The sequence below is a fragment of the Spirochaetota bacterium genome (genome assembly GCA_017999915.1).
Lineage (GTDB): Bacteria > Spirochaetota > UBA4802 > UBA4802 > UBA5550 > RBG-16-49-21.
This window is the reverse complement of sequence record JAGNKX010000001.1, coordinates 1-25,007: the sequence shown is the minus strand read 5'-3', so window position 1 is coordinate 25,007 and position 25,007 is coordinate 1. Positions and strand designations below refer to the sequence as shown.

Sequence of the window (25,007 nt, the reverse complement as noted above, 5' to 3'; positions counted from 1 at the left end):
GGATTACCTCGTTGTGAGAATATGATCGGCCTGGCTCTCTTGTTTTTTCCAGGCCGACAGGGTGCTGCTCATGCTGTCGAAATCCTTCGATTTATCGAAAAAGTAATCGGCTCCCAGGCTCAGGCATTTTTCCCTGAATTCGGGAGAGGAATAATTCGTGAGCATGGCGACGGTGCAGCCGGGGATCTCCTTTTTGACTTTTCGCAACAGGTTGATGCCGTCGCCCCCCTTGAGCCTGATGTCGATGATCATGAAATCCGGCTTGAGTTTCCTCGCGTCATGGAGGGCTATCATCTCTTCCCCCGCATGGCCCGCTATTTCCAGTCCGTCGATCGAGGATATCTTTGACTGGATCCGGTCTATCATCATGGGAGAATCGTCAACGATATATACTTTCATGGGGTCTCCCTCGTTTATTATGAAGTTGTTCATGATACCAGCCAGTATTCCATGATTGGTTGCGCACGGTGCCGCCAATGCCTCTGGGCGTGTGATCGGGTCATTGTGTCCATCTGCAATTAATATACAATATGCCGGGGATAAGGCTGTCAGACGCCGTATGTTTTAGGCTTTTCCAAAGTATTTTTAATTTGTAAGATTACAGCAGGCCGGTCATGGGATTGGGGAAAACGCGGATGTAATCCTTTGTCTTACAGGCGCGGAGATCTGTGGGGCCTAATCCAGCAGGTGGTTTTTCAGCGCGTAATGGGTGAGCTCCGAGTTGTTTTTCATTTTCATCTTGTCCAGGATCCGGCGCCGGTAGGTGCTGACGGTCTTGACATTCAGGAACATCTCTCCGGCAATCGCCGAGACCGGTTTGCCCGAAGCGATCTTGCACAGAATCTGGAACTCCCGGTCTGAAAGGTTTTCGTGAAGCGGCTTGTCCGAAACCTCGTCGATGGTGGCGGCCAGGCGCTCCGCGATCGACTCGGTGATGTACTTCTTGCCGCCGGTGATCTTCAGCACGGCCTTGATAAGCTCTTCCGGCGCAGCCGCCTTGGTGAGATATCCCGACGCCCCCGCCTTCAGGGAGCGGACGGCGTACTGCTCCTCTGGATAAACGCTCAGGATAAGCACCGGCGTGGGGCATTTCTCGGCCTTGAGCTGCTTCAATATGTCCAGGCCGTCCCGTCCCGGCATGGCCATGTCGAGGAGGATCACGTCATAGCTGCTCTTCCTCACCTTGTCCATGAGCTCCTGGCCGTCTCCGGCCTCGTCCGCCGCGGCCATGTCCGGACATTCCTCGATTATCTGCTTGATGCCGGTACGGACTATGCGGTGATCATCGGCGATAATGACTTTTATTTTTTTATTCAACGGGACTATCCTATTGAAGCTGTGATAACCGCCGCGGGCGGCATCCATCCTGCACCTATCGAAAAACGGCCCCTGGCCTCTATGCAGAGTATGACGTATCGCGGCCGCTTTTCAAGTCTTTTTACTATCATAAAAAAAATTATAGACCGGCGTTTCCGGAGGGACGGACCGCCTCAATTCGGTATCGTGAGGGTGACTTTGGTCCCGGAACCCTCTTCTCCCAGGATGTGCAGGAGTCCACCGGCATGGCGCGCCCGCTCCCTCATGCCGATCAGGCCTATGGAGCGGGGATTGTGGAGCTGTTCCTCAGATATGCCGATGCCGTTGTCCCGCACGGTCATGACCATTTCCGTATCCGTTTTGACCAGGGATACGGTTATTTCCGTGGCGCGTGAATGGCGGACCGCGTTGGTGATGATTTCCTGGAAGATCCGGAAGAACGTTACGGCGATGTCGTTGTCAACGGCGATCTCTTCCGGAATGCTGTTGATGGCGAAATGTATCCCGGTCCTCCGGCGGATTTCGCCGCACTGCCATTCGATCGCGGGGCCCAGGCCGAGGTGGTCCAGGACGCCGGGACGGAGCTCGGCGCAGATGTTTTTCACGTTTTCCAGGGTCTCGTCGATGAGCTGCACCATGGTTTTGGCCTTGGCGGCAAGGCCGTCGCCGGCGGGCCCTTCCGGCAGGTGGCTTATGAGCCAGGATGAGTCGATCCGCAGCGCCGTGAGGGCCTGTCCCAGGTAATCGTGCACTTCCCGGGCGATGCGTTTCCGCTCCTCTTCGCGGATCGTCTCCATGTGGGCCGTCAGGTTCTGCAGCTCCTCGTTCCTTCCCAGGAGCTCCTGCTCCAGGCGGTGTTTGCTCAGGGCCATCTCTATGGTCGCGTGGATGGTTGACTCGTTGAAGGGCTTGATGATGTAGCCGTATGAGGCCGTTTTCGTCGCCCGCTGGATCGTTTCCTCGTCGGCATGGGCCGTAAGATAGATGATGGGGATGAAAAACCGCTCCATGATCTGCCGTGCAGTCTCGATGCCGTCCAGCTTTCCGATCAGAAGGATGTCCATGAGGATCAGGTCCGGTCTGTCGAGGGGGACCTGCCTGATGGCGTCGTCACCGGTGGTTACGACCTCCATCACCTCGTAGCCGTTTCGCCGGAGCAGGTTCGTTAAAAGATCGGCGATGATGATCTCGTCTTCAACGATCATTATTTTCGATGGTCTCTTCGCTCTCTGTTCCATGCCGCCTGCCGCTTATTAATTTTTTGTGATCCATGAAAAATCACATATGGATGTTCCCTTAATTATGAAGGGCTATCCGGTAATCACGGGGGATGCTTATTGAAAAGGAGGTGCCTTTCTCCCGTGAAAGCTTGATGGTGCCCTGGAGCTGCTTCTCGATGATCATGTGAACCAGGGTAAGCCCCGATGACTCCATTTTCCGGTAATCGACCGATTCAAGTATACCGATGCCGTTGTCGGATACCTGGGTTTCAATGGAACCGTTGGCCTTTGACATCCGGATGGAGATCTCGCCATGGTCCGTGGCGCCGGCGGGAAAGGCGTACTTGATGGCGTTGGTGACCAGCTCGTTGATCACCAGGCCGAAGGGTATGGCCTGGTCGATGCCCATGTGGATGTCGTCGATATCGAGGCGGTAGGTGATCCTGTTCATGGCCACGTCATACATGCAGAAGAGCTCCTCGATGAGGGACCGGGTGTAATCGTTGAAGTCGATCCTGGTGAAGTCCTCGGTCTGGTAGAGCCGCTCGTGTATCAGCGCCATCGAGTAAATCCTGTTCTGGCTGTCCTGGAACAGCCGCGCGATCTCCGGGTCGCGCACCTTGTCCGCCTTCATCCGGAGGAGGCTCATGATGATCTGCATGTTGTTCTTGACCCGGTGGTGCACCTCCTTGAGGAGGAGCTCCTTTTCCCTGAGGGACTCCTTGATTATTTCCTCTGCGATTTTCCGCTCGGTGATGTCGATGCCGAAGGAAATGGTGCCGGCGGGGCGGCCCTTTTCGTACAGGGCGCTGTTCTGCCAGGCGATGATGTGCTCCTCGCCCGTCTTGGTCAGAATGGGATTCTCGAAATTCTTAGGCCCCTCGTTGGAAAGGACCCTGTTGAATTCATCCCATACGGCCGGGTAACGGTCTTTCGGCGCCAGCACCTCGAACCAGCCGCTGCCGACCAGCTCTTCCTGGGTATAGCCGGTGATCTTTTCAGCCGCCTCGTTGAAGATCGTGATGTTCCCATTTGCATCCAGGCCGATGATCATGGCGTTGGCGGTCTGTATCAGGTTCTCGGCGTAATCTTTTGCCGCCACCAGGGCGTCAGCCTCCTCCATTCGTTTGGTGATGTCCTCGAATACCGTCGCGAAAAAACCCGGGGCCGGCGAAAAGGCCGAAATGCTGAAGTGTTTTTTCAGCGGCTCGAAATAGTCCTCGAAACGGGCCGGCTCCCCTGTTGTCGCGACCTTCTCATAGATGTCGAAATAGGGAGGCAGGGCGGTTCCGTAGGCATAGGTCGCTTTTTTGCCCACTATCTTTTCGCGGTCGATGCCGGTGTGGGCCGTGAAGGCCGGGTTCGTATCCATGATGATGTAGTCGATGGGCCTCCCCTTGTAGTTGTAGACCAGCTTGTGGATGGCGACGCCCTCGGTCATCGTCTCGAACAGGACACGGAACCGCTCCTCGCTTTTTTTCAGGGCGTCAACCATTTGCTTGTAGGGGGTGATATCTATCAGGAACCCTTCCAGTCCCGTGACTTTTCCGGCCATTATAACCGGATTGACAGTGTAGGTTATGAAACCTATGGTGCCGTCTTTGTTTTTCCTCGAAGATTCGCCATTCTCCGTCTCTCGTTTTTTCAGAATTTTGTCAATCAGGGTCTGGGTTATGGCCATATCCATGTCGACCTGGGCAATGGCAAGATGTTTTCCGATGACCTCGCGGGGCGAGGAATAGCCGTGCATTTTCAACCATGCGGAGTTGACATACTGGAATATCCCGTCGGTATCGGCGCGGAAGTATCCGGCGCCGGTGTTCTCGATGATTGTACGAAACCGTTTTTCACTTTCCACCAGCGCTTCCTCGGTGCGCTTGCGCTCGGTGATGTCGCTGATCAGGCCGTCGTAGGAAACGAGGCGGCCGCCCTCGTCGTAATGGGGCACCTGGGTGTCCCGCACCCAGCGGAGCGAACCGTCCTTGCGTATGATCCGGTGGTCGAATTCCGCAGACGGGTCCCCGGATAGTATGCGCTCCGCCCGGAGGCGGACCTTCTCCCGGTCATCCTCGTGGACCATCCGTATCCAGAGAAGGGGGTCCCGCGCGAGTTCCTCCGCCGAATACCCGGTGACCGCCTTGCACGCGGCGCCGTGGTTGGTGTTGACAGCCAGGCCGTCCAGTACCTCCACCGTGTAGATATAGTCCGTGACGGAATTGGTTATGCGACGGAACCGCTCCTCGCTTTCCAGGAGGGCCTTTTCCCCCTTGCGGCGCTGCATTATTTTATCCAGCTCGCCGGCCACCAGCTGCAGCTGTATGACATCGAGCTCGTCATAATCCTGTTCCTTGTTTCCCACCCCGATTATGAAACGGACCATGTCGCCATCCATGACCGGAATGCTCATGAACCGGCGCACCGGCGTGTGGCCGTCGGGGAGGCCTTTCCTGTTGGGAGAGCGGTTATAGTCGTTGTATACGACCGGTTTTTTTAACCGTATGCAGTCCACCCAGTTCCCGGCTTTTTCCATCGCATAGTGATCGCCGTAGGCCACGGTGCAGGTCTCCAGGGCCTTTTTGTTCCAAGTTGATAAAATGATTTTTTTCCCGTCCTCCGTGGTTTGATGAAAAAAACCGATTTCGCTTGATGTGAGGGAAACGGCTTTTTCCAGGACAAAATCGTAGAGCTCCCGGTCGGATAATTCGGGGGCCCGTTCGTGGAGCTCTAAAAGAATTTGCGCGCGGTCCCGTTCCGACCGCAGCGATTCCTCCCGCTTTTTTCGCTCCGTGATGTCCAGAAACGCGGCCAGTATCGCTATGGGCTTCCCCTTTTCGCCGGGGACCATGTTCGATGAAACACTGACCTTGAATCTGTCGCCGTCTTTTTTTATTGCCGTCACTTCTCCCTGCCAACTTCCCTCGGTGTAAAGGGTCCTCAGTATTTCAGAGGCATTGGAGGGCTTTTCCCGGTACTGTCTCGCGCGGGTCCCGAGGACCTCCTGGGCGCTGTCGTATCCCCAGAGCTTGAGAAATGCCGGATTTACATAGGTGATGATGCCGTTGAGATCCGAGATGGCCACCGCGTCTACGGAAGAGTCTATGGCCATGCTCTTTATCTGAAGGTCTTCCTCCGCTTTTTTCCGCTCCGTTACGTCATTGAGCACGGCGATGGACCGGATGATGTCGCCCTGGCGGTCCCGTTCGGCGATGGCCGATAATTCCGCTTCGATGATCCTCCCGCTTTTCGTGACAAACTGGCAGGGCACATCCATGCACATGCCGGTTTTGTAGAATTCGGGCATGCCGGTTCTCTCGGCGTAGGCCCGCGATTCCTCGGTGTGGAACTCCAAGAAGACATGGCCGATCACCTCCTCACGGCTGTATCCCATGACATTGAGCCACTGTTCGCTTGCGCCGATTATCCTTTCCTCGCGGTCGATGGAGAAGAGCATGACCGGCGTGTTGATATAGAGGTTGCGGTAGCGCTCCTCGCTTTCCTTCAGGGCCAGCTCGGCCTGTTTTCGTTCGGTGATGTCGATGGCGCTTCCCTCAATATAGCGGATTTTCCCGTCCGCATTCCTGACTGCCCGGGAGTTCATCGTTACCAAGAACACGCTCCCGTCCTTCCGGTACACCTCCGCTTCAAAATCGTGGGCCCGTCCTTTTTCCGCGAGCATCCTTTTCAGCCGTTCGCGATCGTCCGGGTTCACGTAGATCTGATGCCCGATATCGCCGGTTCTTTCCATCATCTCATCGGGCGAAGCATATCCGAACATGCGCGCCAGAGCCGGATTGACCATGAGAAAACGGCCCTCCATCGTTGTCTGATAGATACCCTCGATGGAATTCTCGACTATGGACCGGTATTTTTCCTCGCTTAATTTCAGGTCCTCCCGGGCACGCTCACCTTTGAGGAAGAGTGGCGCGATGTACAATATGCCGACGGCCACGAAAATCGAAAATAAAAGCTTGGTGAGCTCATAGGATATATCGGGTGCAACATCTCCATTCCCCATAATAACGTGATACAAAGGGGTAACCCTTCGCGCCATCATGAGAACCAGCACTATCGTGATCATGCTCCAAGCTATGCGCCTGTTGGTTTTAAAGATCTGGCGTATTGACATGATCAGGGCTGTGGCATGAATGGTGATCGAGGACGCCATGATCAGGAGAATTATTGCGTTTGATTCCATCATTGTGAAAATAGCTTCCCCCCTGCCGTGGTCGTGTTACGGGTGTATCCGGGGTCGGTCGCAATGATACGTAACCTGCATTTTAACAATGTTCTTGCGCTTAATATGAGCGTTATGCGCGACCGAGAAAGAGAAACAACGGGATTTATTTTTTTGTTACCCGCTTTTATAATAATAAGAAAAAAAACAGGTGTCAAGATAATATTAGTCTGATATCGTCCCGCGGCTTTATTCTTTTATTGCAAAAAAAGCAAATATAGATTGATTTTTATTATTCTGTTCCATATTTTGCCGTTCAGTGATTAAACATAGAGATATATAATTTTGGAGGATTTCATGATACTTCTTTTCCGTATCCTTCCAGAATGCAAATGTTCAGCAGGTAATCCGCCAGAACCCGGTTTTCCGGTGCCGGTGATTGAAATCTGACAGAGTTGCGGCTAGCGCCGGGTGACAGTGGCCCGGCAGCGGTACGGCGGCTTGTTACGCCCGGACAGGCAGATGATCCGGATCAATTTTCAGGACAGCAAAGGACAAAACAATGAAATGGTTAGTGAAGTTATCGATTGAATGGCCCAAGGCGGTCATAGCCGGCATCGTCGCCGTCACCGTCTTTTTCGCGGTGATGATCGGCACCAATTTTTCCATCAACGTCGACCCGATGAAGGCCTTTTCCCGCAAGATGGACGTCATCAAGTATTATCACCTGACCCAGAAGAAATTCTCGATGAAGGACATGATGCTTATCGGAATTGAGAACGAGAAGGAGGGCATCTTCAACGTGAAGACACTCCGCTACGTGGAGCAGGTGATAAGACAGTTCAAGAACCTGAAGGTCGAGAAAACCTACAAGAACATCATCACCGGCAAGAAGGAGACCGTTGTGGTCCCCTCCAAGCTTTCGTCGAATCAGATCATGAGCATCATCAACGCCGATGACGTCATGGTCAACAAGACCACCAACACCATCGTTATCGGGAACCTGACCAGCAGGGCCCGGCAAAAAGCCGGCATCATAGACAGCGATCCGGAGGAGATGAAAAGGCTCCCGAAAAGCGACGAGGATCTGAAAAAGCTGCTCCCCTACCTGGAAAAGGAGCTCATGGCGAACGACCTGCTGAGGGGAACCCTTTTCTCCGAGGACGGCAAGGCGTGCGCGATCATGGTGCCGGTGGAAAAGAGGATCGACAACAAGCTGGAGATCATCCGGCGCGAAATGACCTTCATGGTGGACGCGGCGAGGCTGAAGGACCGCTTTGAGGGAAAGGACTTCTATTTCCCGGCGAAGATTTATAAAACGAAGGTCGACGGCACCATGGTGGACGACGACTATATCAAGGATACGGTGGAGGACAACAAGGAGGAGATCCGCTCTTTCATGATGAAGCTCCTGAAGCCCTTCAAGAGGGACCACGGGGAATTTTACGAGTCATTGAAGAAGAAGGAGATCAACCAGGAATACCTCTCCATGGTATACAAGATGATCGAGAACGACAGGGTCTATGAAAAACCGGATGTTGATATCACCTACCAGGACTGCATCGACGACCTCTACCGGTTCGTCATAAGCCACATGGACCCGTTTTCCCGGAACAATCTCGAGTCGAAGCTGTATAATGTCCCGAACATCTATGATGTGGGAAAGATCTACGGGATATTCAACGACATAGCCGAGAAGAATAAACCCGCAAACATGGCGATCTATATCGCCGGCATGCCCGTTGCCGAGGCCCTACTTGAGGAATTCGTCGTGAACGACCTGTCCATATTCATGACCCTGTCCGCGGTCGTTATCCTGCTCATCCTTTTCCTCACCATAAGGACCCCCACCGGCATCTACCTTCCCCTCACGGCCGTGGTGATAAGCATCATCTGGCTCATGGGGGGGATGCTCATGGCGGGGATCGACTTCTCCTCCGGCACCATGGCCATGCCCAGTATCCTCATCGCCGTGGGAAGCTCCTATGTCATTCATTACCTGATACGTTATTATGAAAAGGTCGCGGGGAAGCCCGACGCCGATGTCAAGGCGGTCCTGCTGGAGACCACCGACAGCATCGACACGGCGATATTTCTTTCGGCCATAACGACCATGGCGGCTTTCATTTCAGACGTGTTCATCGACGTCGTCGATATCCAGCGGCTGGGATACCTGATCACGCTGGGCATTGTCATCAACATGCTGCTGACCTTCACCTATGTGCCGGCGGTCCTTGCCCTGCAGCCCCCTCCCAAAGGCACCAGGGAGACCTTTTTTGAGAAGATCATCATGAGCGCCGTGATGAAGGGCGGGGAGAACACGGCGCGGAACGCCAAGAAGGTGTTCTGGGGGGCCTGTATCGTGACAGCCGTCTTTTTCGTCGGCTTGTTCTTCCTCAAGACCGAAAGCAGCATCTCCTTCATGTTCCTGGAAAAGAATCCCCTCCGCCAGGCCGACAAGTTCATCAACAAGGAGCTGACCGGCACGGGCCAGATGTGCATCGTCTTCAAGATGCGCGACAGGGTGAATCTCCACGGAAAGGCGGCGCGGCAGGACCTGGCGTCGAGAATCGATGATTTTACCGCGGCGTTCCGCACCCAGCAGGCCATGTATCCGGACCTGAAGGGAAGTCCGCTCATGAACGCCTATTTCATTGACGACCTGGAGAAGTTTAAGAAGAACCCGCTCCGTGATCAGGATGCCATCGAGCAAAGGGTGGCCCTGTTCACCGATATGTTAAATGAATATTACGAAAGCGAACAGCCGAAGAAGAACGGCGCGGCCGGCACCGGCGCATCGGCGCCGGCGGATGACCTGAGCGCCATGGCCGACGATTACATGTACGTGAGCGGGAAGAACCTGACAATGACGCCCCAGGAAGCCGGTGTCGAGAACATTATCGGGAGGATAAAAACGATCGATACTGCCGCGGACCGTGACGCCGCCCGCCGCGTCATCGCCGCCCTGCGCAATTCAAAGAATACGCCGCAGGGGAAGGAGTTTCTCGGAAAGTTCTATTATCTGAGCGACTTTTTTCACACTGACATCACCCAGCCGGTGACTCTCCGCAAGATCGACCTCCTCGGAAAGCGTCTGAAGGGACTCACGAAACCGGAAGCCGTTATCGACGGCGTGACAGTGAAGCCCGTGGGGAACATCATGAGCATAACCGACACCCTGAAACTCATCTACAAGGTCTTCTATCACGACGACAACGATGCCTTTAAAAAGATACCCAACGTGAAAGAGGACGGCATCCAGGACAAGTCCCTTACGGACCGGAGCATCATCGGCGTATGCCTGAACCAGTTCGCCTCATCCCGGGAGGACGTGTACCGTTACCTGGTGACCGACGACAAGAAACTGATGCAGTACGTGGTGTTCATGAGGAGCGACAAGGCCGATTTCCTCCGCGATTTCGAGAACAGCTTCAATGTCATGTTCAAGAAAATATTTCCCGATGACGACCCGTACGTGGAAAAGATCGTCATATCGGGGATGCCCGCCATCAACCTGATGATGAACGAGGCGATCCTGGTCAACCAGATACAATCGATCATCGTCACTGTCATCGTGGTCCTGCTGGCGTGCATGTTCATCTTCCGCTCCATCGCCGGTGGGTTTTTCGCGTCGATTCCCATCACCTTCACCCTCATCATCACCCTGGGTGTCATGGGATACCTGGGCATCCCCATCAACTACAGCACCCTGATCAACGCTTCCATCGCGGTGGGCGCCGGCATCGATTACTGCATCCATTTCATCGAGCGCTTCAAGTACGAGCACATCGTGCAAAAGCTGGATTTCGAGGCCGCCTACCGGCGGACCCTGGAGACGACGGGCCTTTCCATTGTCACCGCCACCCTCACGGTGGGTCTCGGCTTCGCGGTGCTGGGATTTTCCTCGTTCAAGATCATCAAGGTCTCGGGGCTCCTGGTGACCCTCTCCATGATCCTGAGCGGCACCCTGTCCCTGACGGTCCTCCCCGCCCTGATCATCTGGGTAAAGCCGAAGTTCCTCCAGAACGTCAAGCCCTGGGGGATTGAGGATAAACTGGAGTCGATTGCCCAAGCGCTGACGGGACGGCTGAAGCAGATGAACATTCCGGGACGTTTTACCGGCAAAAACAAACAGGCCTGTTGAATGCCGACACGACAAGCCCGCCGGTGAATACCGGCGGGCCTGCATCTATCCTTCCGCCAATCGGCCCAGAATCCCCGCATCATCATTCGCTCTCCCGATGGCCGCTTGCCGGGTCCGAAACATAGCGACGCGTAAAATATTCTTGTAATTATGGCGATAGTGGTTCATTAATTGTACCGTCGGACCATGAGCGGCGATTGTTCAGCTGCAGTTGTTTTGGGGACATAATGTAAATCAGGATGCTGACATCGCGCTTTACCGCGTTCCGGGGACATTCATGAGCAAAGCGAAACTGCTGATCGTCGAAGATGAACTGGTCATAGCGCTGGGCCTGAAGAAGACCCTGGAGAAGCTGGGTTATGAGGTCGTAGGCATCGCCAACACCGGGGAGGACGCGGTCCGCGCCGTCCGCGAAAAGGCGCCTGACCTGGTTCTCATGGATATCATTCTTGCCGGCCCCATGGACGGGATCGAGGCGGCGCTGAGGATTCAGGCTGACAACGATGTCCCGTTCATCTATCTGACCGCCAACGCCGATCCGGCGACCGTCGAGAGGGCGCGGGATTCCATGCCCGGCGGCTTCCTGAACAAGCCCATCAACGAGCGCGATCTGCTCACCAACATAGACATGGCCATCAACAGGCACCGGATCGAGCGGCGCCTCCGGATGAGCGAGGAAAAATACCGGGACCTCATAGACAGCCTGCAGGACGTCATCGTGTCGGTGGATGACAAGGGCATCATCACATTTATCAGTTCCCGCATAACGGAAATCGCCGGCTATACCGAATCCGAGATGATGGGGAAGGGATTTCTCTCTTTCATACATCCTGATGACCGGGAGAAAGTGGTCGGGCTTTTCGCTTCAAGCAAGGGAGGCTCCCACGAATCGGGTGAGTACCGGGGAATAACAAAATCGGGCGGCACCAAATGGCTCAGAACGTCGGGGCGCCCCACATTTATCGAAGGGCGTTTTGCCGGCGTCAAGGTCGTCGTGAGCGACGTGACCGGCCGGAGAGAGGCGGAGGAGGAGGCCAGGCGCACCAACGAGGAGCTGGCCGCGTCCAATGAGGAGCTCCAGGCCACCATCGAGGAGCTCGAGTCGATAAACGAGCAGTTCGAACAGCAGAACCGGGAGCTCCTTCAGGCCAGGGAAGAGCTGTCGCGGCGGGATGCCATGCTGAGAAATATCCTCCTGGTTGCCCCGGTGGGCCTCGGTTTTATCAAGGACCGCCTGCTGGAATGGTCCAACAGCGCCTTCGGTGACATGTTCGGCTATGCCGGTGACGAGATACGGGGCAAGAGCCTGGGCATGTTTTATTTCGCCGCTGATGATTATAAAAATGCCCTGAGGGAAATGACCGGCCAGATCCTTGAAAAAGGGCGGGCTTCCTTTGATGTGAAGGCGAAGCGCAGGGACGGCATCGCTATCGACGTTCATCTCGATTCCGTGCCTTTTGAACGGGGAAATTTCGATTCCGGTGTCGTGTTCGCCGCCCTGGATATCACCGAGCAGAAACGGGCCGAGGCGGCCCTCCGGGAGAGCGAAGAGAAATACCGCATTATCATGGAGAACATGACGGACAGTGTGTGGGTGCTGGACCTCGCCACCATGTCATTCGTCTACAACAGCCCTTCCAGCGTTGATATTCTCGGTTATACCGACGAAGAATCCCGAAGAAACAGGATATCCGACATCGTCACCCCCCGATCCCTGGAGAAGGTGGGGAGAATCCTCGCCGAAGAGCTTGAACGGGACGGCAAGGCCGGCGTCGATCCCAACCGCTCAAAGATCCTCCAGCTTGAACAGATCCACAAGAACGGCTTCATCGTGTGGACTGAAATGACCTTGAGGTTTTTGCGGGACGAGACGGGCCGGCCCGTGAGAATCCTCGGGGTATCGAGGAACATAACCGACCGGAAGCGGGCCGAGCAGGCCCTGGCGGAAAGCGAGGAAAAGTACCGTGTCCTGGCGGAAAGCATATCGGACCTCATACTGACGCTGGACATAGAGACCCGGCATTTCACGTACATGAATCGTACCAGCGAGGAGCTGTTCGGGTTCCGGCCCGAGGAGATTGTCGCCTTGACCATGGAAGATGTACTGACACCGGAATCCTTGAAACTGACAACTGGCATCCTTGCGGAGGAGATCGCACGGGATGGCGCGGAGGGCGTCGATCCACACCGGTCCCGGACATTCGAGTTGGAGACCAGGCATAAGAACGGATCCGTCAGCTGGATCGAGATCACGGCGCGGTTTCTGAGGGACGGCACCGGGGCGCCGACGCAGGTGCTGGGGTTGGCGCGTGACATCACGAAGCGCAAGCAAATCGAAATGGCCCTTGCCGAAAGGGAGGAGCGGTACAGGCTTCTGATGGATAATACTCCTGAAAATCTCTGGGTCATCGATATCTCGACCATGAGGTTCGTGTACAACAGCTCCTTTGGATCTCAGATCCTGGGGTACACTGACCAGGAATCGCGCAGCCTTTCGTTGAGGGACATACTGACGGACCAATCCTTCGAGGAGGTCATGCGGATTTATAAGGAAGAAATGGAACGGGATGGGCGGCCCGATGCGGACCGGAACAGGACATTGACCTTTGAGCTGGAGGAGATCCATAAAAACGGGACGCTCCTGTGGATAGAGACCACGGCGAAGTTCCTCCGGGACGAATCGGGCAGGCCCTACAGCATTCTGGGCGTTTCACGGGACATCACGCCGCGCAAATACGCGGAGGAGCTTCTCAGGCTCCAGCGCGACCTGGCCCGGGCGCTGAGCGCAGCCACAAGCCTAGAGGAGGCTATGGGTCTCTGCCTGGATTCGGCCATTAAAGGATCGAAAATGGATTCCGGCGGCGTCTATCTGATGGAGAGGGAAACGGGAGGATTGAGGCTCGTGATCCACCGGGGCCTCAACGAGGAATTCATCAGGAAGTATGCCTATTTCGGTCCAGATACCGATAACACACGTCTTGTCATGTCCGGGCGGCCGTTGTATTACAACCATGCCGATATCAAAGCCATGATGAACGGCACGGAATACCGGGAGAAGCTCAGAACCGTCGGGATCATCCCGATCGTTCACAAGGGGGACATTGTGGCCGTCATGAACCTGTCTTCCCACTCCAGGGAGGATATTCCCAAGGCGGCGCGCACTATCATTGAAAGTATCGCGGCCCAGATGGGGGATGTCATTAAGCGTCTCGAAATTCAGGATTCATTGAAGAAAAGCGAGGAAAAATTCAGGAAGATGATCGAGAATTCGCCGATTCCGATCGCCCTGATGGACAATGACACGGGCCGCTTCAGCTATTTCAATAAAATGCTGGTTAAAACCCTGGGATACACCGTCGGGGATGTCCCGGACATGGAGGCGTGGTATACGGCGGCATATCCTGACGCAACCTACCGCGAAGAGATCAGGAAAAAATGGGAAAAAGCCGTCGTCCAGGCCATGGCCCGCATGTCGTCATTCAGGACCGATGAGGTCGATGTGCGCTGCGGGGACGGATCGTACCGTCGCATTGAGTTCCGCGTCATGCCGATGGGCCCCTTTTCCGTCATCATGATAAACGATCTCACCGATAAGAAGATCCACCAGGAAATGCTGATCCAGACAGAGAAGATGACCTCCCTGGGCGGCCTCGCCGCGGGCATGGCCCACGAGATCAACAATCCCCTGGGGATTGTTCTGCAGGGGGTCCAGGCGACTCTGAACAGGCTTTCCCCCGCCGTGGCAAGGAACCGCGAGGAGGCGGAGCGGTCGGGCACCACCCTTGATGCCGTCCTTGACTATCTCACCAACAGGGATGTCATGGAATACCTGGACGGAATCCGGGATGCGGCCCAGCGTGCGGCGAAGATCGTTTCCAACATGCTCCAGTTCAGCAGGCGCAGCGAATCGGTCATTGCTCCGATGGACATCAACCAGCTGATCGACAGGACCATTGAGATCGCCTCAAGCGATTATGACCTGAAGAAGAACTATGATTTCAAGAGGGTGCGCATCGTCAGGGACTACGACCCGAGCCTGGGTCCGGTTCCCTGTTCCGAGACCGGCATCGAGCAGGTCATATTGAACCTTCTCAAAAATTCATCCCAGGCGATGATGTCCATGAAGGGAGAGGATTTCCATCCGGCCATTACGATCCGGACCCTGAAACAGGAGCCCTGGGTTGTGATAACGATATCGGACAACGGTCCCGGCATGAACGCGGAGATCAGGCGCCATATCTTCGAACCGTTCTACACGACCAAGGGGATCGGCATGGGGACGGGCCTGGGACTCTCCGTATCCTACTACATCATCACGAAAACCCATGACGGGACCATAGATGTTACTTCAAAACCGGGCGAGGGCGCGGTCTTCACCATCAAACTTCCCCTAGTGAGGCAGCCATGAGCGAGATTCGGGTGATCATCATCGACGATGAAAAAATGATAACCAAGATGCTGAAGGGCTTTCTTGAAGACCACGGCTTCGCCGTGCAGACAGCCGAATCGGCGTCGGAGGGGCTTGATATCCTCTCCCGGGAGGCCTTTGACGCGGCCATCGTCGACCTGCGCCTGCCCGACATGGACGGCAACAATGTCGTGGCGCGGGCCATCGCGCTGCAGCCCGCCATCAAATGCTTCATCCACACCGGCTCCATCGATTACGTTCCCTCCGAAGAACTGGTCGCGCTGGGCATCGATATCGATTCCATCATCCATAAGCCGGTCCTCGACATGGAGGTCATCTGCCGGATGATCGAGAAGAAGGTCGGAAAAAAATAGCGCTGCCCATTCCCCTCAGGAAAGAATCCCGAAATTCAGGTTCCTCCCCAGGTCCCCGGCCCGGTGCGAGAAAAACTCGTGGTTCATCGCCCGCGTGCAGAGCCGTGCGTTGAAGATATTGCCTTCGGGGATACCCTCGTCGCGAAGGGAGCTCTCGATGCTCCGCCAGAGGCTCAGATAGAGGAGGCCGCCTCGCTCGGTGATGTCGCCGGGAAAAAGCTCCGCCACCTCCTTCCCGACCGTGTATGATTCCGGGCCGATGGAGGGGAGGATGTAGGCGCTGATATCCCCGCCGGCGGAGCCGTAGCGCTCCTTCATCTGCCGCACCATCTTCCGCGCGATGCCGAGACGGGTGCCCCGCCAGCCGGAATGAGCGGCGCCCAGGACGCGGCGCTCACGGTCGTAGGCGAACACGGGAACGCAATCCGCGGTGCGTATGACCAGGCAGATGCCGGGGATGCCGGTCATGAGGCCGTCCGCTTCGCCGAAGACGAGGGTCTCGTCCCGCGGGACCTCCCGGATGTCGATGATGGTGTCCTCGTGGAGCTGGTTCAGTGCCAGGATGCGTGCGGTTGAAATGCCGGTGAGGCCCTCCAGGAGCTTCTTCTCCGCGAGGCGGATCGCCGCGGAGTCTGCGCTGTAATCCACGGTGTTCGCCGCCTTCGCGGCCACGCCGATGGAGAGGCCGCTGTATTGCGTGCGAAGGCGGTATTCGCCGGGGGCGTTTTTTTCAAGTGTCGTCATTGGGTCGATCCCGCGTTGTCTTTCCGGTTTCAATGGCTCTCAGGCAAGGGGCAGGTCGTAGCGTTTCCGTTTCGCGAAACCGGAGACCGTCCGGTATCCGGCGCGGGCGAGCTTCTCCGCCGCCTCCGGCAGGAAGCGGCCCACCTGCTCCGGCCTGTGGGCGTCCGAGCCGAGGGTAACCGGCACGTTGCAGTCAAAGAGTATCCGGATGATGTCGTCCGACGGGTACATTTCACCGGCCGGATGGTCCATGCCGGCCGTGTTGATCTCCACGGCCGTGCCCGCGGCCGCGAGGGCGCGCGCTATTGCTTCCACGGCCGGCGTGAAGTCCCTCACGGCGCGGTATCCGAACTTCTTCACGATCTCGAAGTGGCCCACCACGTCGAAGTGACGCGACGCGGCCAGGGCCCCCATGATGGAAAAATAGCGCTCGTAGATGTCGTCGATGTCGCGTTTGCCGTACTCGTCGATATAATCCGGGTGGTCAAAGGCCCAGCCGTCGATGAAGTGGCACGATCCGGTGAGATAATCGATGCGGCTGTCCGAGAAATAGCGCTCCGGGAAGCTCCCCAGCAGGGGAAAATCCACCTCGAAGCCGACCCGGACCTCGATCCTTCCCCGGTAGAACTCCCGCTGCTCCTCGATGGAAGCGATGTAGGGCTCGATCTCGGCGGCTCCCATGGTGTAGCCGTCCCGCTCCGCTTCCGGCATGGGGGCGTGGTCGGAGAATCCGATTTCACGGATTTTTTTTGACAGCGCCGACTGAATGTACTCCTCAACGGTGCCATAGGCGTGGCCGCAGCGGCTGGTATGGGTGTGATAGTCGACCATGGGCGTCAGTAACCGTGCCGCGAGTAGTAAAAGGAGATGTCGTTCATGATCTCGTAGATCCGGTCGTTGAGGGACGTTTTCTTGATGAAGAACTTGTCGATCCGGTCGTCATTGCAATGGTTGACGATGGACAGGAGGTACCAGAGGGGGTGCACGTAGACCTCGTCGGAATCGTCCCTCAGGATGGTGTCGTTCGTGAGACGGTCCTTAAAAAGGTCGTCCAGGTTCGGTTCGGCCGCCTGGTCATGGGCGTCGCGGCCGGGATATTTCATTCGGTAAAAATGCGGATGGAACAGGTACAGGACCAGGACCCTCTTGCGTCGGAGGTAAAGTGAAACCAGCTCGATGTTTCCCACCTCGATGAAGCGGGGGCGGATCACTATTTTGTCGATATTGTAAAAATCGCTTTTATTGGGATAAAACGACAGGAGGTACCGAATCCGGTCCGGGTTGAGGATAAAGTTGTTATTGCCGGGAAACTGCAGGGCCGGGTAAATGATCTCTATCACCGAGTCGTTGTGCTTGTAGCGGTCCCGCTTGTACAGGCTGTCGAAGCGCCCGGAGAGGAGGGATGTTATGTCATGGGCGATGTCATCGTCGATGTCCACGATGTCGCGCCGTATATCTCTCACCTTGTAGTCATTGTCAAAATATTCTTTAATATCGAACATAACCGACTTCAGATCCTTGTTGTAATTGTATAATATACCTAATATTTGAGGCTTTTGTCAATTACTTACGGTGGATATGGATAAATTAAATACATGCGCAAACGATAGGCGCGCAAGCGCTTGGGCGCCTATCGTTTGCGCAGGGATCGTTAATTTTTTAAGAAAAATTCGTGCCAGACAGGATTATGTACCTTAAAATTGAACTATTTTCCTTGATTTTCCGAAGATTAATACGAAACAAGCGGGAATAAGTAATTTTCAAAGGTGCTGCTAAATACGGATCTCAGTTTAACCGGCCTTTTATCAGAAAAAATTCAAATAATACGTAAAAAAAACTACGACCGGCGGGAAAAGATGCCGATCATAAAGTGGGCAAAACCCGATTCAAGGAGGAACGGGTATCCCGGGAGGTTTCTATGGGCGATCTCATGAAAAAGGAGGATCGTGAGATTAAGCAGGACAACAGGGAGCTTGACGAAGTCAAGATAAAGGAATTTCGCAAGAAAATAGCCGATAACACCTATCTTGACCACGCAATCACCAGAATTGCTACTGATCTTTCTCACTTTCTGACCAAGTAATACGTGTTGCGCAGTGTTCATATCTCTTTTGATTGAACGTGGTACTGCAATGACATAGGCGGGGGCTGTCCGATAACTCCCCCCATCCGACGGAATGCCTGAAGAGCGGGCGCTGCTGCGCCGTGGCTTGTTCAGGATGACCGGCCGGGTATCGCGGGAGTTTTTTGACAGCCCCTGGTATTTTACGGGTGCGGCATATGGTTAAACACGATTCATATTTTGAGCTTGACCACAACAAGACGCTCAAAGTCCTCTTTTTCATTCTTTTCGGGGCGGTCATCGCCGGTCTCATCTTCATTTTCAGGTACTATTTCTGGCCCTTTCTTTTCGCCTTGCTCCTGTACCTGGCGCTGCAGCCGGTCTTCAATCTCATCCTGGGCCGCGTAAAAAGGCGGGGAGTCAGTTCCGCCATCCTGATCCTCTTCCTGGTGGTCCTGGTGATGGTGCCGCTGTTTTTCATTGCCGTGGCCATCGTCGACCAGGTGTTCCAGCTTTATGCCATGGTGCAGAAGGAAATCAAGGCCGGCATCATCGACGATATATACGCCAGCAGGATCGTCCAGGATGTTCTCGCGTACCTTGATATCGATAAGGCGTACATCACCTCGAAGGCGACGGATTTCATACAGAATATTTCCGGTATGTTGCTCTCCAGCGTCCAGGCCATGATAGCCTACCCGCTGAGCCTGATAGTGAATTTTTTCTTTCTTCTCCTGATACTCTTTTTCCTGTTCAAGGACGGCGGTGGCCTGGAATCGTTCTTCTACAGGAACACGCCCTTCCCCGTTGACCTGGAGGAACAGGTGGTCAGGCGTCTCAAGGAGGTCATCCGGGTGCTGCTCACCGGCAACCTTCTCATAATGATCTTCCAGGGCCTGCTGGTGGGTATGGGCCTGTTTATCGTGGGGATTCCGATGGCCTTCCTGGGCGGGAGCCTCGCGACGATACTCTCCCTGATCCCGGTTATCGGCACGTCCCTGGTGTGGGTGCCGGCGGTCATCTATCTCATCGCCACGGGATCCTATGTCATGGCCCTGTTTCTCGGCATCTGGTGCCTGGCGTGGTATCTCCTGCTGGAAAACGTGGTCAAGCCCAAGGTCTTCGGCCAGAAGCTCAACTTTCACCCGGTCGTTTTTTTCTTTCTCCTTCTCGGCAGCATCCAGGCCTTCGGCCTGCCCGGCGTCTTCATCGGGCCTTTGCTGCTGACCCTTTATTATTCGCTGTGGGAAATCTACAAGATGCTCCAGGCCTATGACAAGGACGGCCCCGCCCGGGGCAGGAAGGCGGGGAAACAGCGGGATTCCGTCTGAAGGTGAAGGTTCCGATTACCCCGGCGCCATGGATTAATACGTCCCGGTCTTTCCGGAACTCATCCATTTCTCGAAAAGCGCCACGCAATCTCCCCTGAGGCACTCGCTCACGATTTCGTCGGAGCCGCTGCCCGGAGCCACCGCCGCATCAGGGCTGGACCACGATGAGGTAACAGGCCGACGAATCGCTCCAGCGGCCATACATGTTCCTGCCCCGGACGGTAAAGGCGTAGGCGGCGTCTGGATTCAACGGAAAGTCGGTAAGGGAGAAATAGATGCCCCGGTCGCGCTGATGATCGCTTACGGTGAACGTATAGGTGCCGATGATAGAGCCGCCGCACGACCCTGACCGCGCCGTTATTTCTATTTCCTGGCAGTACCGGGGTAGGGAGACCGCCAGGTCCAGCCGGGTTTCGCCCACGGTCCTGTCGCCGTATATGTACGGTTTTTCAACGCCGCCGCTCTGGACCGACGCCCACTGGCTCGGCCGCCCCTCGGCGCCGCTGCTTTTCACGGCCGCGATTCTATAATAGAGGCGCGTGTCCGCCGGGAGGCCGTAGATATCGTACTCGTTGTTCGGGCCGAAGTCGTTGTAAACGGTGCAGTCGCCGCTCTCGTCCACGGCAATGGTGCCGATCAGCGAATAGCCTTCGATCGACCTGCCGTAGACATTGAACGATACCGCGCCCGTCATGTTCCTGATGGTTATGGTGACGGCGTTGAGGGCGCTCTGGAGGGAAACCCGGGGAGCGGGGAGAACGTCGCTGATGAAGGTCTTGAAGGAGTATCCCGTGATGTCAATGGGGCTCTTCCCGTCGATGGTCATGTTTTTCACCACGGCGTATTTGTCGCCGTTGGTCAGGGACGGTTCCGATGGGTCGTCGATGCTGTCGTCCATGTCGGCTATGATGAGGACATCGTATGCGCCCGCATTCAGGTCTTCGCTCATGGTGTTTCCGAGATCGTTGCCGTAGTGGTTGAGCTTGACGTAGCTGGTGCCGCCGTCGAACCGGTAGACGTAATAATTCAAGGGATCGCCGCCGGGAAAATACATGTAGGCGTATACGGTGGCGAATTTCAGGTCGGCCCTGTTGCTCGATGTTATCAGTTCGAAGCAGGGGCTGATGATGTCCCTCTCGGCGATGGTAATGACGGTGTTGCCGTTCACGGCAAAGCCGACCCTGAAGCCCTTGTCGCCCTGGGCGCTGTCAAAGCCGTCGGAATGGATGTCAAACCTGCCGTGGATGGTGTAGGTCCCGTCAGGGAACATGTCCGCCGCCTCGGTCGAGATGTCCCCGTAGCCGCTCGTGGCCCTGCGGGCCGCCAGGGTGATCCTGCCGCGATTCAGGCGCCTGATCTCATTATAGCCGATCTCTCCCCTGAAGGCGCCCCGGGAATCGAAGATGAAGCCGTGCACCCTGGCATTTTTCATTGAGGGGACATTGAACGATACGGTAATGGTCCCGCCCGCGGAGTCCGGGACGGTCAGCATCTCCGAGGACTCAAGGCTCTCCGGAACGTCAGTTGCCTCTGAATTGAGAATCGATTCTAGGGCCGGCACGTTTTCAAGGGACTTCGTGTCCGAAGCGTCGTCATAGCATGAGCCGGCGGACAGGACCGCGATCGCCAGGGCGACAGCCATGGCCATCCCTTTGGGCGATCGTGACGGGGAGAAGGTCCTTCGCAGATTGTTAAAAAAACCGGTTGTGGCCATAGGGTTTCCCTTGTCGGTGGTTCGTTTCTGGATGAATGTTACATAATGCCGATGGAATACAATGCTTATAGACTACCGGGTCGATAAAAAATGTCAATTACTTTCCTGGGATGACACAGGCCGTTTAGCGGGTGTGCTGTATATTTTTAGGGGGGCATGGAGCCATCCCGGCGAGCAGGCGACATGGATGTCGCCGATTCCGCCGAGTCAACATGGTGCGCTGGACAGGATGTCCGAGTGCAGAGCAGCGACAGGAGGTCGCATTTGGCTCTGCTTATACGAGGCGGACGAGCGGGATGGCTCCATGCCCCCCCCTAATTTACGACTGCTACCCGTTTCGCGGGAGCGCCGGCCCGCATCTGTTCATCCGTCGATGTATTTTTCCAGGACAACCTCCATGCCGCACAGGGCGTGGTTTTCCACGATGGCGCGGAAATCCACCGTGTTGAAGGTCTGCATCACCAGGAAGAGGCCGATGCCGCCCGTTGTCTCCGGCGAGTCGATGCGGCGGAACTTGTTGTAATTAATGTAGTAATCCATGAGGAAGGACTGCAGTTTCTTGTTAAGGTTCGCCAGCACCTCTTTGGCCCCGGTCTTTTCCAGGGCCGGCATCTGCTGCCGCAGCTCGCGGGTGATATCGTAGAGCTTGAGGCGGCCGTCCTTGAAGTGATTGTACCGGGCGAAATCCATGCCGGCGCCCTGGTCGGCCACCCTGAATTCGAGGACCTTCCCGTTTCCCCTGCTCCTCACGCCGCAGGTCACGGTGACCTGCTTGGTCTCGTCGTACTTGTTGCCATGGATGATGGCATTCCTGATGATCTCGCCGAGGCCCGTTTCTATGAGGTGCAGCGTATCCTCGTCGATGGCGGCGCGTGACCTCACTTCCTCGATGACCTTTTTAAGCACCGATATCTCGTAATTCACATTGCTGGGGAATGCCCATCGGGCGACATCGCCCATTTTCTCGTACCGGATGTCCTGCTCGTTGATGTTGTACACCAGGCGCTCTTTATCGATGAGCCGTATCAGCGCCTCTACGAGGCTTGGGTCGTAGAGGGTCTCTTTCCGCCGCTCAAGCTCCTCTATGATCATGGTCTTCTTGTCCTCTGACTGGAATTCGCGCCGCCCGAGCATGGCGACAAAGTCATCGACCAGGCCGATGATCCGGGCCCCGATGTCGATGTCTCTGCCCGCGATGCGCAAAGGGTATCCGCTTCCGTCAAAGCGCTCGTGGTGCTGGGCGATGATCGATTTAACCCTTCCAAGCTCCGTGAGGCTCGCGATGATCTCGTTGCTCTTAAGGGGATGGTTCTCTATGATGAGCTTCTCGGCATCAGAGATGTGCTCCGGTCCGCAGGGAATTTCATCGGCGATCCCCACCATCCCGATGTCATGGAGAAGCGCGGCGATCCTGATGTCTTCCACGGTATCGTCGGGGATGCCGACTCTCCGGGCCAGCATTACGGAGATGCGGGCGACATTCTGCGTGTATTCGTAGAGCCTGGTGGAGCTGGCCAGGAGGATCGATGAGATGATGTTGATGGAACTGGCGAAGAGACGGGCCTTTTCCGTGGAGAGGGTCTCGATCCTGGTGTATGCCTTCGACGATCTCTCCGAGAGGTGCATTGCCTGGGAGATGGTGAAAATGAGAACGCCGAGGCTGCTGAAGTTGCCGACATTGATCATGGTGCCGATGATCCGGTCGTGATTGAGTACGTCAATCATCACCATGGCCAGCAATATCAGCATGCCCACCACGAGATACGCGGCCCCCTCCTTTTTCATGACCGCGGCGCGCACGATGACGTATGCGTTATAGACCATGCTGATCGCCAGGATGCCATAATAGGGATAGCGGGTGTAGAAATAGTACCGGGAGGTGAGGACCAGAATGGCGCAGCAGAAGGCAATGCCCATGGCGGTGATGACCTTCACCAGGGCGCGGGAGTATATGTCCGGGAAGAGGTAATATAAGTAGAGGTTGACTATACATACGGAGCTGTAAAACGTCAGATATGATATCTTCTCGTTGATTTCCCAGCTTATCCAGGGAAGGAATTCAATGAGCAGGCGGTCGCCTTCAAAGGGGATGCGAATGGCCATTGACAGGCAGAAAAGACTGAAAAATAGGGATGCCCGATCGGTCCTCCTGAGGAGAAAGATCCCCATGTGGTAGAGCGACATCAACAAGAGGCCGCCGAAGATAAAGGAATTGATGCCGAACCGATGGCGCTGCAACTGTACGATCTGCAGATCCTTTCCCAGCTGGATCGAGGACCACATGCCGCCCCGGGGATGGTGGAAGTTAGAGACCTGGACCAGGAGCTCAAGGGTGTCGCTTTCAGAAGCCAGGATCACGGTCCTGGTCAGGAACCGGGGGATTTCATGGGCCGCATCGGTTCCCGGCGTCCCGTTGGACGATACCGGCCTGCCGTTGACCCAGAGCCGGTAAGCCGTGTACATGTGGGGCACCCTCAGAGCCAAGAAACCGCGCCGGTCGCCGAGGAACACCCTGAGCCTCATGGTGGCGAAGCCGCGGCCGGGCAGTTTTGTTCCCGCGACGAACCGGTTGTTCCAGAATGCCGGCATGGTAAGATATCCGGCGATGCCCGGGGACTGCTTCCCGGCGAAATCCGCCGGGGATAGAAGGCGGCTCCAGTAGAATTCCCACTCGCCCGCAAGGTTGACCGGTCCCCGCGAAGAAAAATCCCACGAGGAGAGGTCAAGAACTCCCCGTACCGCCGTCGGATCGGGGTCCCCTTGAGCGGAGCAGGCGGACAGAAGGAGCAGCGCAGCGGCAAAGGCGATAGCGATCGGAACGCCGAACCACGGCCTGGCGGAGAACACCGGTCTTTGCTTCGAAAAAGCGCGTGTCCGAGCGGTTGTCACCCTGTTTTCCTTGCGGAACATTTTTATATTTGATTGTAACACGTGCAGCATCGGGTGTTGCCCGTGCCTGCTACACCACACCTTGTATGTTAGATGATATCATCTGCATCGCTGGTTGTCAACTGTTTTGCATGTACCGGCGGCCGGAACCGGAAATGTCAAGTTTTTGTGGATGGCTCAAAATAAAAATTCTCGCGGAGGCGCTGAGGCGCAGAGTTTTAATCTTGGATACGTTGTTTGTTCCGACTTGTCATTTCGAACCCCGGATGGGTGAGAAATCCTTCACTGCTGCAAGTTAAAGATTTCTTAGTCGCGCAGTTTATCCCGAGTCAATCGAGGGGCTTCTCCGAAATGACAGTTCTGCGCCTCCGCGTCTCTGCGAGAGACAAAAAAGCCGTCCTGTGGGGGACGGCTTTTTCAATTAGACCAAAGCGGTTTCTTGCCGTTACTTCAACAGCTCGAGGACCGTCTGCGACTTCGCGTTCGCCTGGGCGAGCATCGACGTGGCCGCCCGTGTCAGGATCTGGTAGCGCACGTAGGACGACATCTGCTCCGCCATGTCGGTGTCGCGGATGCGGGACTCCGACGCCTGCACGTTCTCGTAGGCGTTCATCAGGCCCTTGGCCGCGT

At 55.8% G+C, this 25,007-nt stretch carries 15 protein-coding genes; 5 read left to right on the top strand and 10 right to left on the bottom strand.

Annotated features, from left to right (window positions below; translation table 11 throughout):
- Nucleotides 1-3: 3 nt before the first annotated feature.
- The 4 genes from KA369_00075 to KA369_00060 form a co-directional block, all read right to left on the bottom strand.
- Nucleotides 4-432 (bottom strand): response regulator transcription factor, encoded by a 429-nt coding sequence (locus KA369_00075; GenBank protein MBP7734341.1) that lies wholly within the window; start codon nt 430-432, stop codon nt 4-6.
- Nucleotides 433-675: 243 nt separating this feature from the next.
- The gene (locus KA369_00070; protein MBP7734340.1) at nt 676-1,365 is read right to left on the bottom strand and encodes a response regulator transcription factor; all 690 of its coding nucleotides are present in this window, start codon (nt 1,363-1,365) and stop codon (nt 676-678) included.
- 125 nt (nt 1,366-1,490) lie between these two features.
- On the bottom strand, nt 1,491-2,555 hold the full coding sequence (locus KA369_00065; GenBank protein MBP7734339.1) for a response regulator: 1,065 nt from the start codon (nt 2,553-2,555) through the stop codon (nt 1,491-1,493).
- A gap of 58 nt (nt 2,556-2,613) precedes the next feature.
- Nucleotides 2,614-6,735, bottom strand: coding sequence for a PAS domain S-box protein (locus KA369_00060; GenBank protein ID MBP7734338.1), 4,122 nt, complete (start codon nt 6,733-6,735; stop codon nt 2,614-2,616).
- A 538-nt stretch (nt 6,736-7,273) separates the two neighbouring features.
- Here KA369_00060 and KA369_00055 point away from each other — a divergent pair.
- The 3 genes from KA369_00055 to KA369_00045 all read left to right on the top strand — a co-directional run bounded on the left by KA369_00055 (nt 7,274) and on the right by KA369_00045 (nt 15,637).
- Nucleotides 7,274-10,855 carry an MMPL family transporter gene (locus tag KA369_00055; GenBank protein MBP7734337.1) on the top strand — a complete coding sequence of 1,194 codons (3,582 nt, stop codon included), beginning with the start codon at nt 7,274-7,276 and terminating at the stop codon, nt 10,853-10,855.
- Between the two features lie 277 nt (nt 10,856-11,132).
- Nucleotides 11,133-15,263 (top strand): PAS domain S-box protein, encoded by a 4,131-nt coding sequence (locus tag KA369_00050; protein MBP7734336.1) that lies wholly within the window; start codon nt 11,133-11,135, stop codon nt 15,261-15,263.
- Nucleotides 15,260-15,637 carry a response regulator gene (locus tag KA369_00045; protein ID MBP7734335.1) on the top strand — a complete coding sequence of 126 codons (378 nt, stop codon included), beginning with the start codon at nt 15,260-15,262 and terminating at the stop codon, nt 15,635-15,637. Before KA369_00050 ends, KA369_00045 begins: the two co-directional genes overlap by 4 nt.
- Before the next feature lie 15 nt (nt 15,638-15,652).
- On the opposite strand, the gene KA369_00040 is transcribed toward KA369_00045, so the two are convergent.
- The 3 genes from KA369_00040 to KA369_00030 are packed head-to-tail and all read right to left on the bottom strand — an operon-like array spanning nt 15,653 to nt 17,883.
- Entirely contained in the window at nt 15,653-16,381 is a 729-nt protein-coding gene (locus KA369_00040; protein ID MBP7734334.1) for a polyphenol oxidase family protein, read from the bottom strand.
- A gap of 39 nt (nt 16,382-16,420) precedes the next feature.
- Complete coding sequence (locus KA369_00035) at nt 16,421-17,212, bottom strand: histidinol-phosphatase HisJ family protein (GenBank protein ID MBP7734333.1); 792 nt, start codon at nt 17,210-17,212, stop codon at nt 16,421-16,423.
- A 5-nt stretch (nt 17,213-17,217) separates the two neighbouring features.
- Nucleotides 17,218-17,883, bottom strand: coding sequence for a hypothetical protein (locus KA369_00030; protein MBP7734332.1), 666 nt, complete (start codon nt 17,881-17,883; stop codon nt 17,218-17,220).
- Between the two features lie 368 nt (nt 17,884-18,251).
- Here KA369_00030 and KA369_00025 point away from each other — a divergent pair, with 368 nt between their 5' ends.
- Both KA369_00025 and KA369_00020 read left to right on the top strand, forming a co-directional pair.
- Nucleotides 18,252-18,464 carry a hypothetical protein gene (locus KA369_00025; protein MBP7734331.1) on the top strand — a complete coding sequence of 71 codons (213 nt, stop codon included), beginning with the start codon at nt 18,252-18,254 and terminating at the stop codon, nt 18,462-18,464.
- Between the two features lie 197 nt (nt 18,465-18,661).
- A complete protein-coding gene (locus KA369_00020) occupies nt 18,662-19,774 on the top strand; it encodes an AI-2E family transporter (protein MBP7734330.1) in 1,113 nt (370 codons plus the stop codon).
- Nucleotides 19,775-19,922: 148 nt separating this feature from the next.
- Here KA369_00020 and KA369_00015 read toward each other — a convergent pair whose 3' ends face one another.
- The 3 genes from KA369_00015 to KA369_00005 form a co-directional block, all read right to left on the bottom strand.
- Complete coding sequence (locus KA369_00015; protein ID MBP7734329.1) at nt 19,923-21,488, bottom strand: hypothetical protein; 1,566 nt, start codon at nt 21,486-21,488, stop codon at nt 19,923-19,925.
- Nucleotides 21,489-21,851: 363 nt separating this feature from the next.
- A complete protein-coding gene (locus KA369_00010; GenBank protein ID MBP7734328.1) occupies nt 21,852-24,419 on the bottom strand; it encodes an ATP-binding protein in 2,568 nt (855 codons plus the stop codon).
- 403 nt (nt 24,420-24,822) lie between these two features.
- A partial coding sequence (locus tag KA369_00005) for a flagellin (protein ID MBP7734327.1) occupies nt 24,823-25,007 on the bottom strand: 185 nt, incomplete at its 5' end.

Excerpts from the sequence above, each read along its gene's own strand:
- KA369_00075 (MBP7734341.1), bottom strand. The coding sequence starts at position 432 with ATGAACAACTTCATAATAAACGAGGGAGACCCCATGAAAGTATATATC.
- KA369_00070 (MBP7734340.1), bottom strand. The coding sequence starts at position 1,365 with ATGGATGCCGCCCGCGGCGGTTATCACAGCTTCAATAGGATAGTCCCG.
- KA369_00065 (MBP7734339.1), bottom strand. The coding sequence starts at position 2,555 with ATGGAACAGAGAGCGAAGAGACCATCGAAAATAATGATCGTTGAAGAC.
- KA369_00060 (MBP7734338.1), bottom strand. The coding sequence starts at position 6,735 with ATGATGGAATCAAACGCAATAATTCTCCTGATCATGGCGTCCTCGATC.
- KA369_00055 (MBP7734337.1), top strand. The coding sequence starts at position 7,274 with ATGAAATGGTTAGTGAAGTTATCGATTGAATGGCCCAAGGCGGTCATA.
- KA369_00050 (MBP7734336.1), top strand. The coding sequence starts at position 11,133 with ATGAGCAAAGCGAAACTGCTGATCGTCGAAGATGAACTGGTCATAGCG.
- KA369_00045 (MBP7734335.1), top strand. The coding sequence starts at position 15,260 with ATGAGCGAGATTCGGGTGATCATCATCGACGATGAAAAAATGATAACC.
- KA369_00040 (MBP7734334.1), bottom strand. The coding sequence starts at position 16,381 with ATGACGACACTTGAAAAAAACGCCCCCGGCGAATACCGCCTTCGCACG.
- KA369_00035 (MBP7734333.1), bottom strand. The coding sequence starts at position 17,212 with ATGGTCGACTATCACACCCATACCAGCCGCTGCGGCCACGCCTATGGC.
- KA369_00030 (MBP7734332.1), bottom strand. The coding sequence starts at position 17,883 with ATGTTCGATATTAAAGAATATTTTGACAATGACTACAAGGTGAGAGAT.
- KA369_00020 (MBP7734330.1), top strand. The coding sequence starts at position 18,662 with ATGGTTAAACACGATTCATATTTTGAGCTTGACCACAACAAGACGCTC.
- KA369_00015 (MBP7734329.1), bottom strand. The coding sequence starts at position 21,488 with ATGGCCACAACCGGTTTTTTTAACAATCTGCGAAGGACCTTCTCCCCG.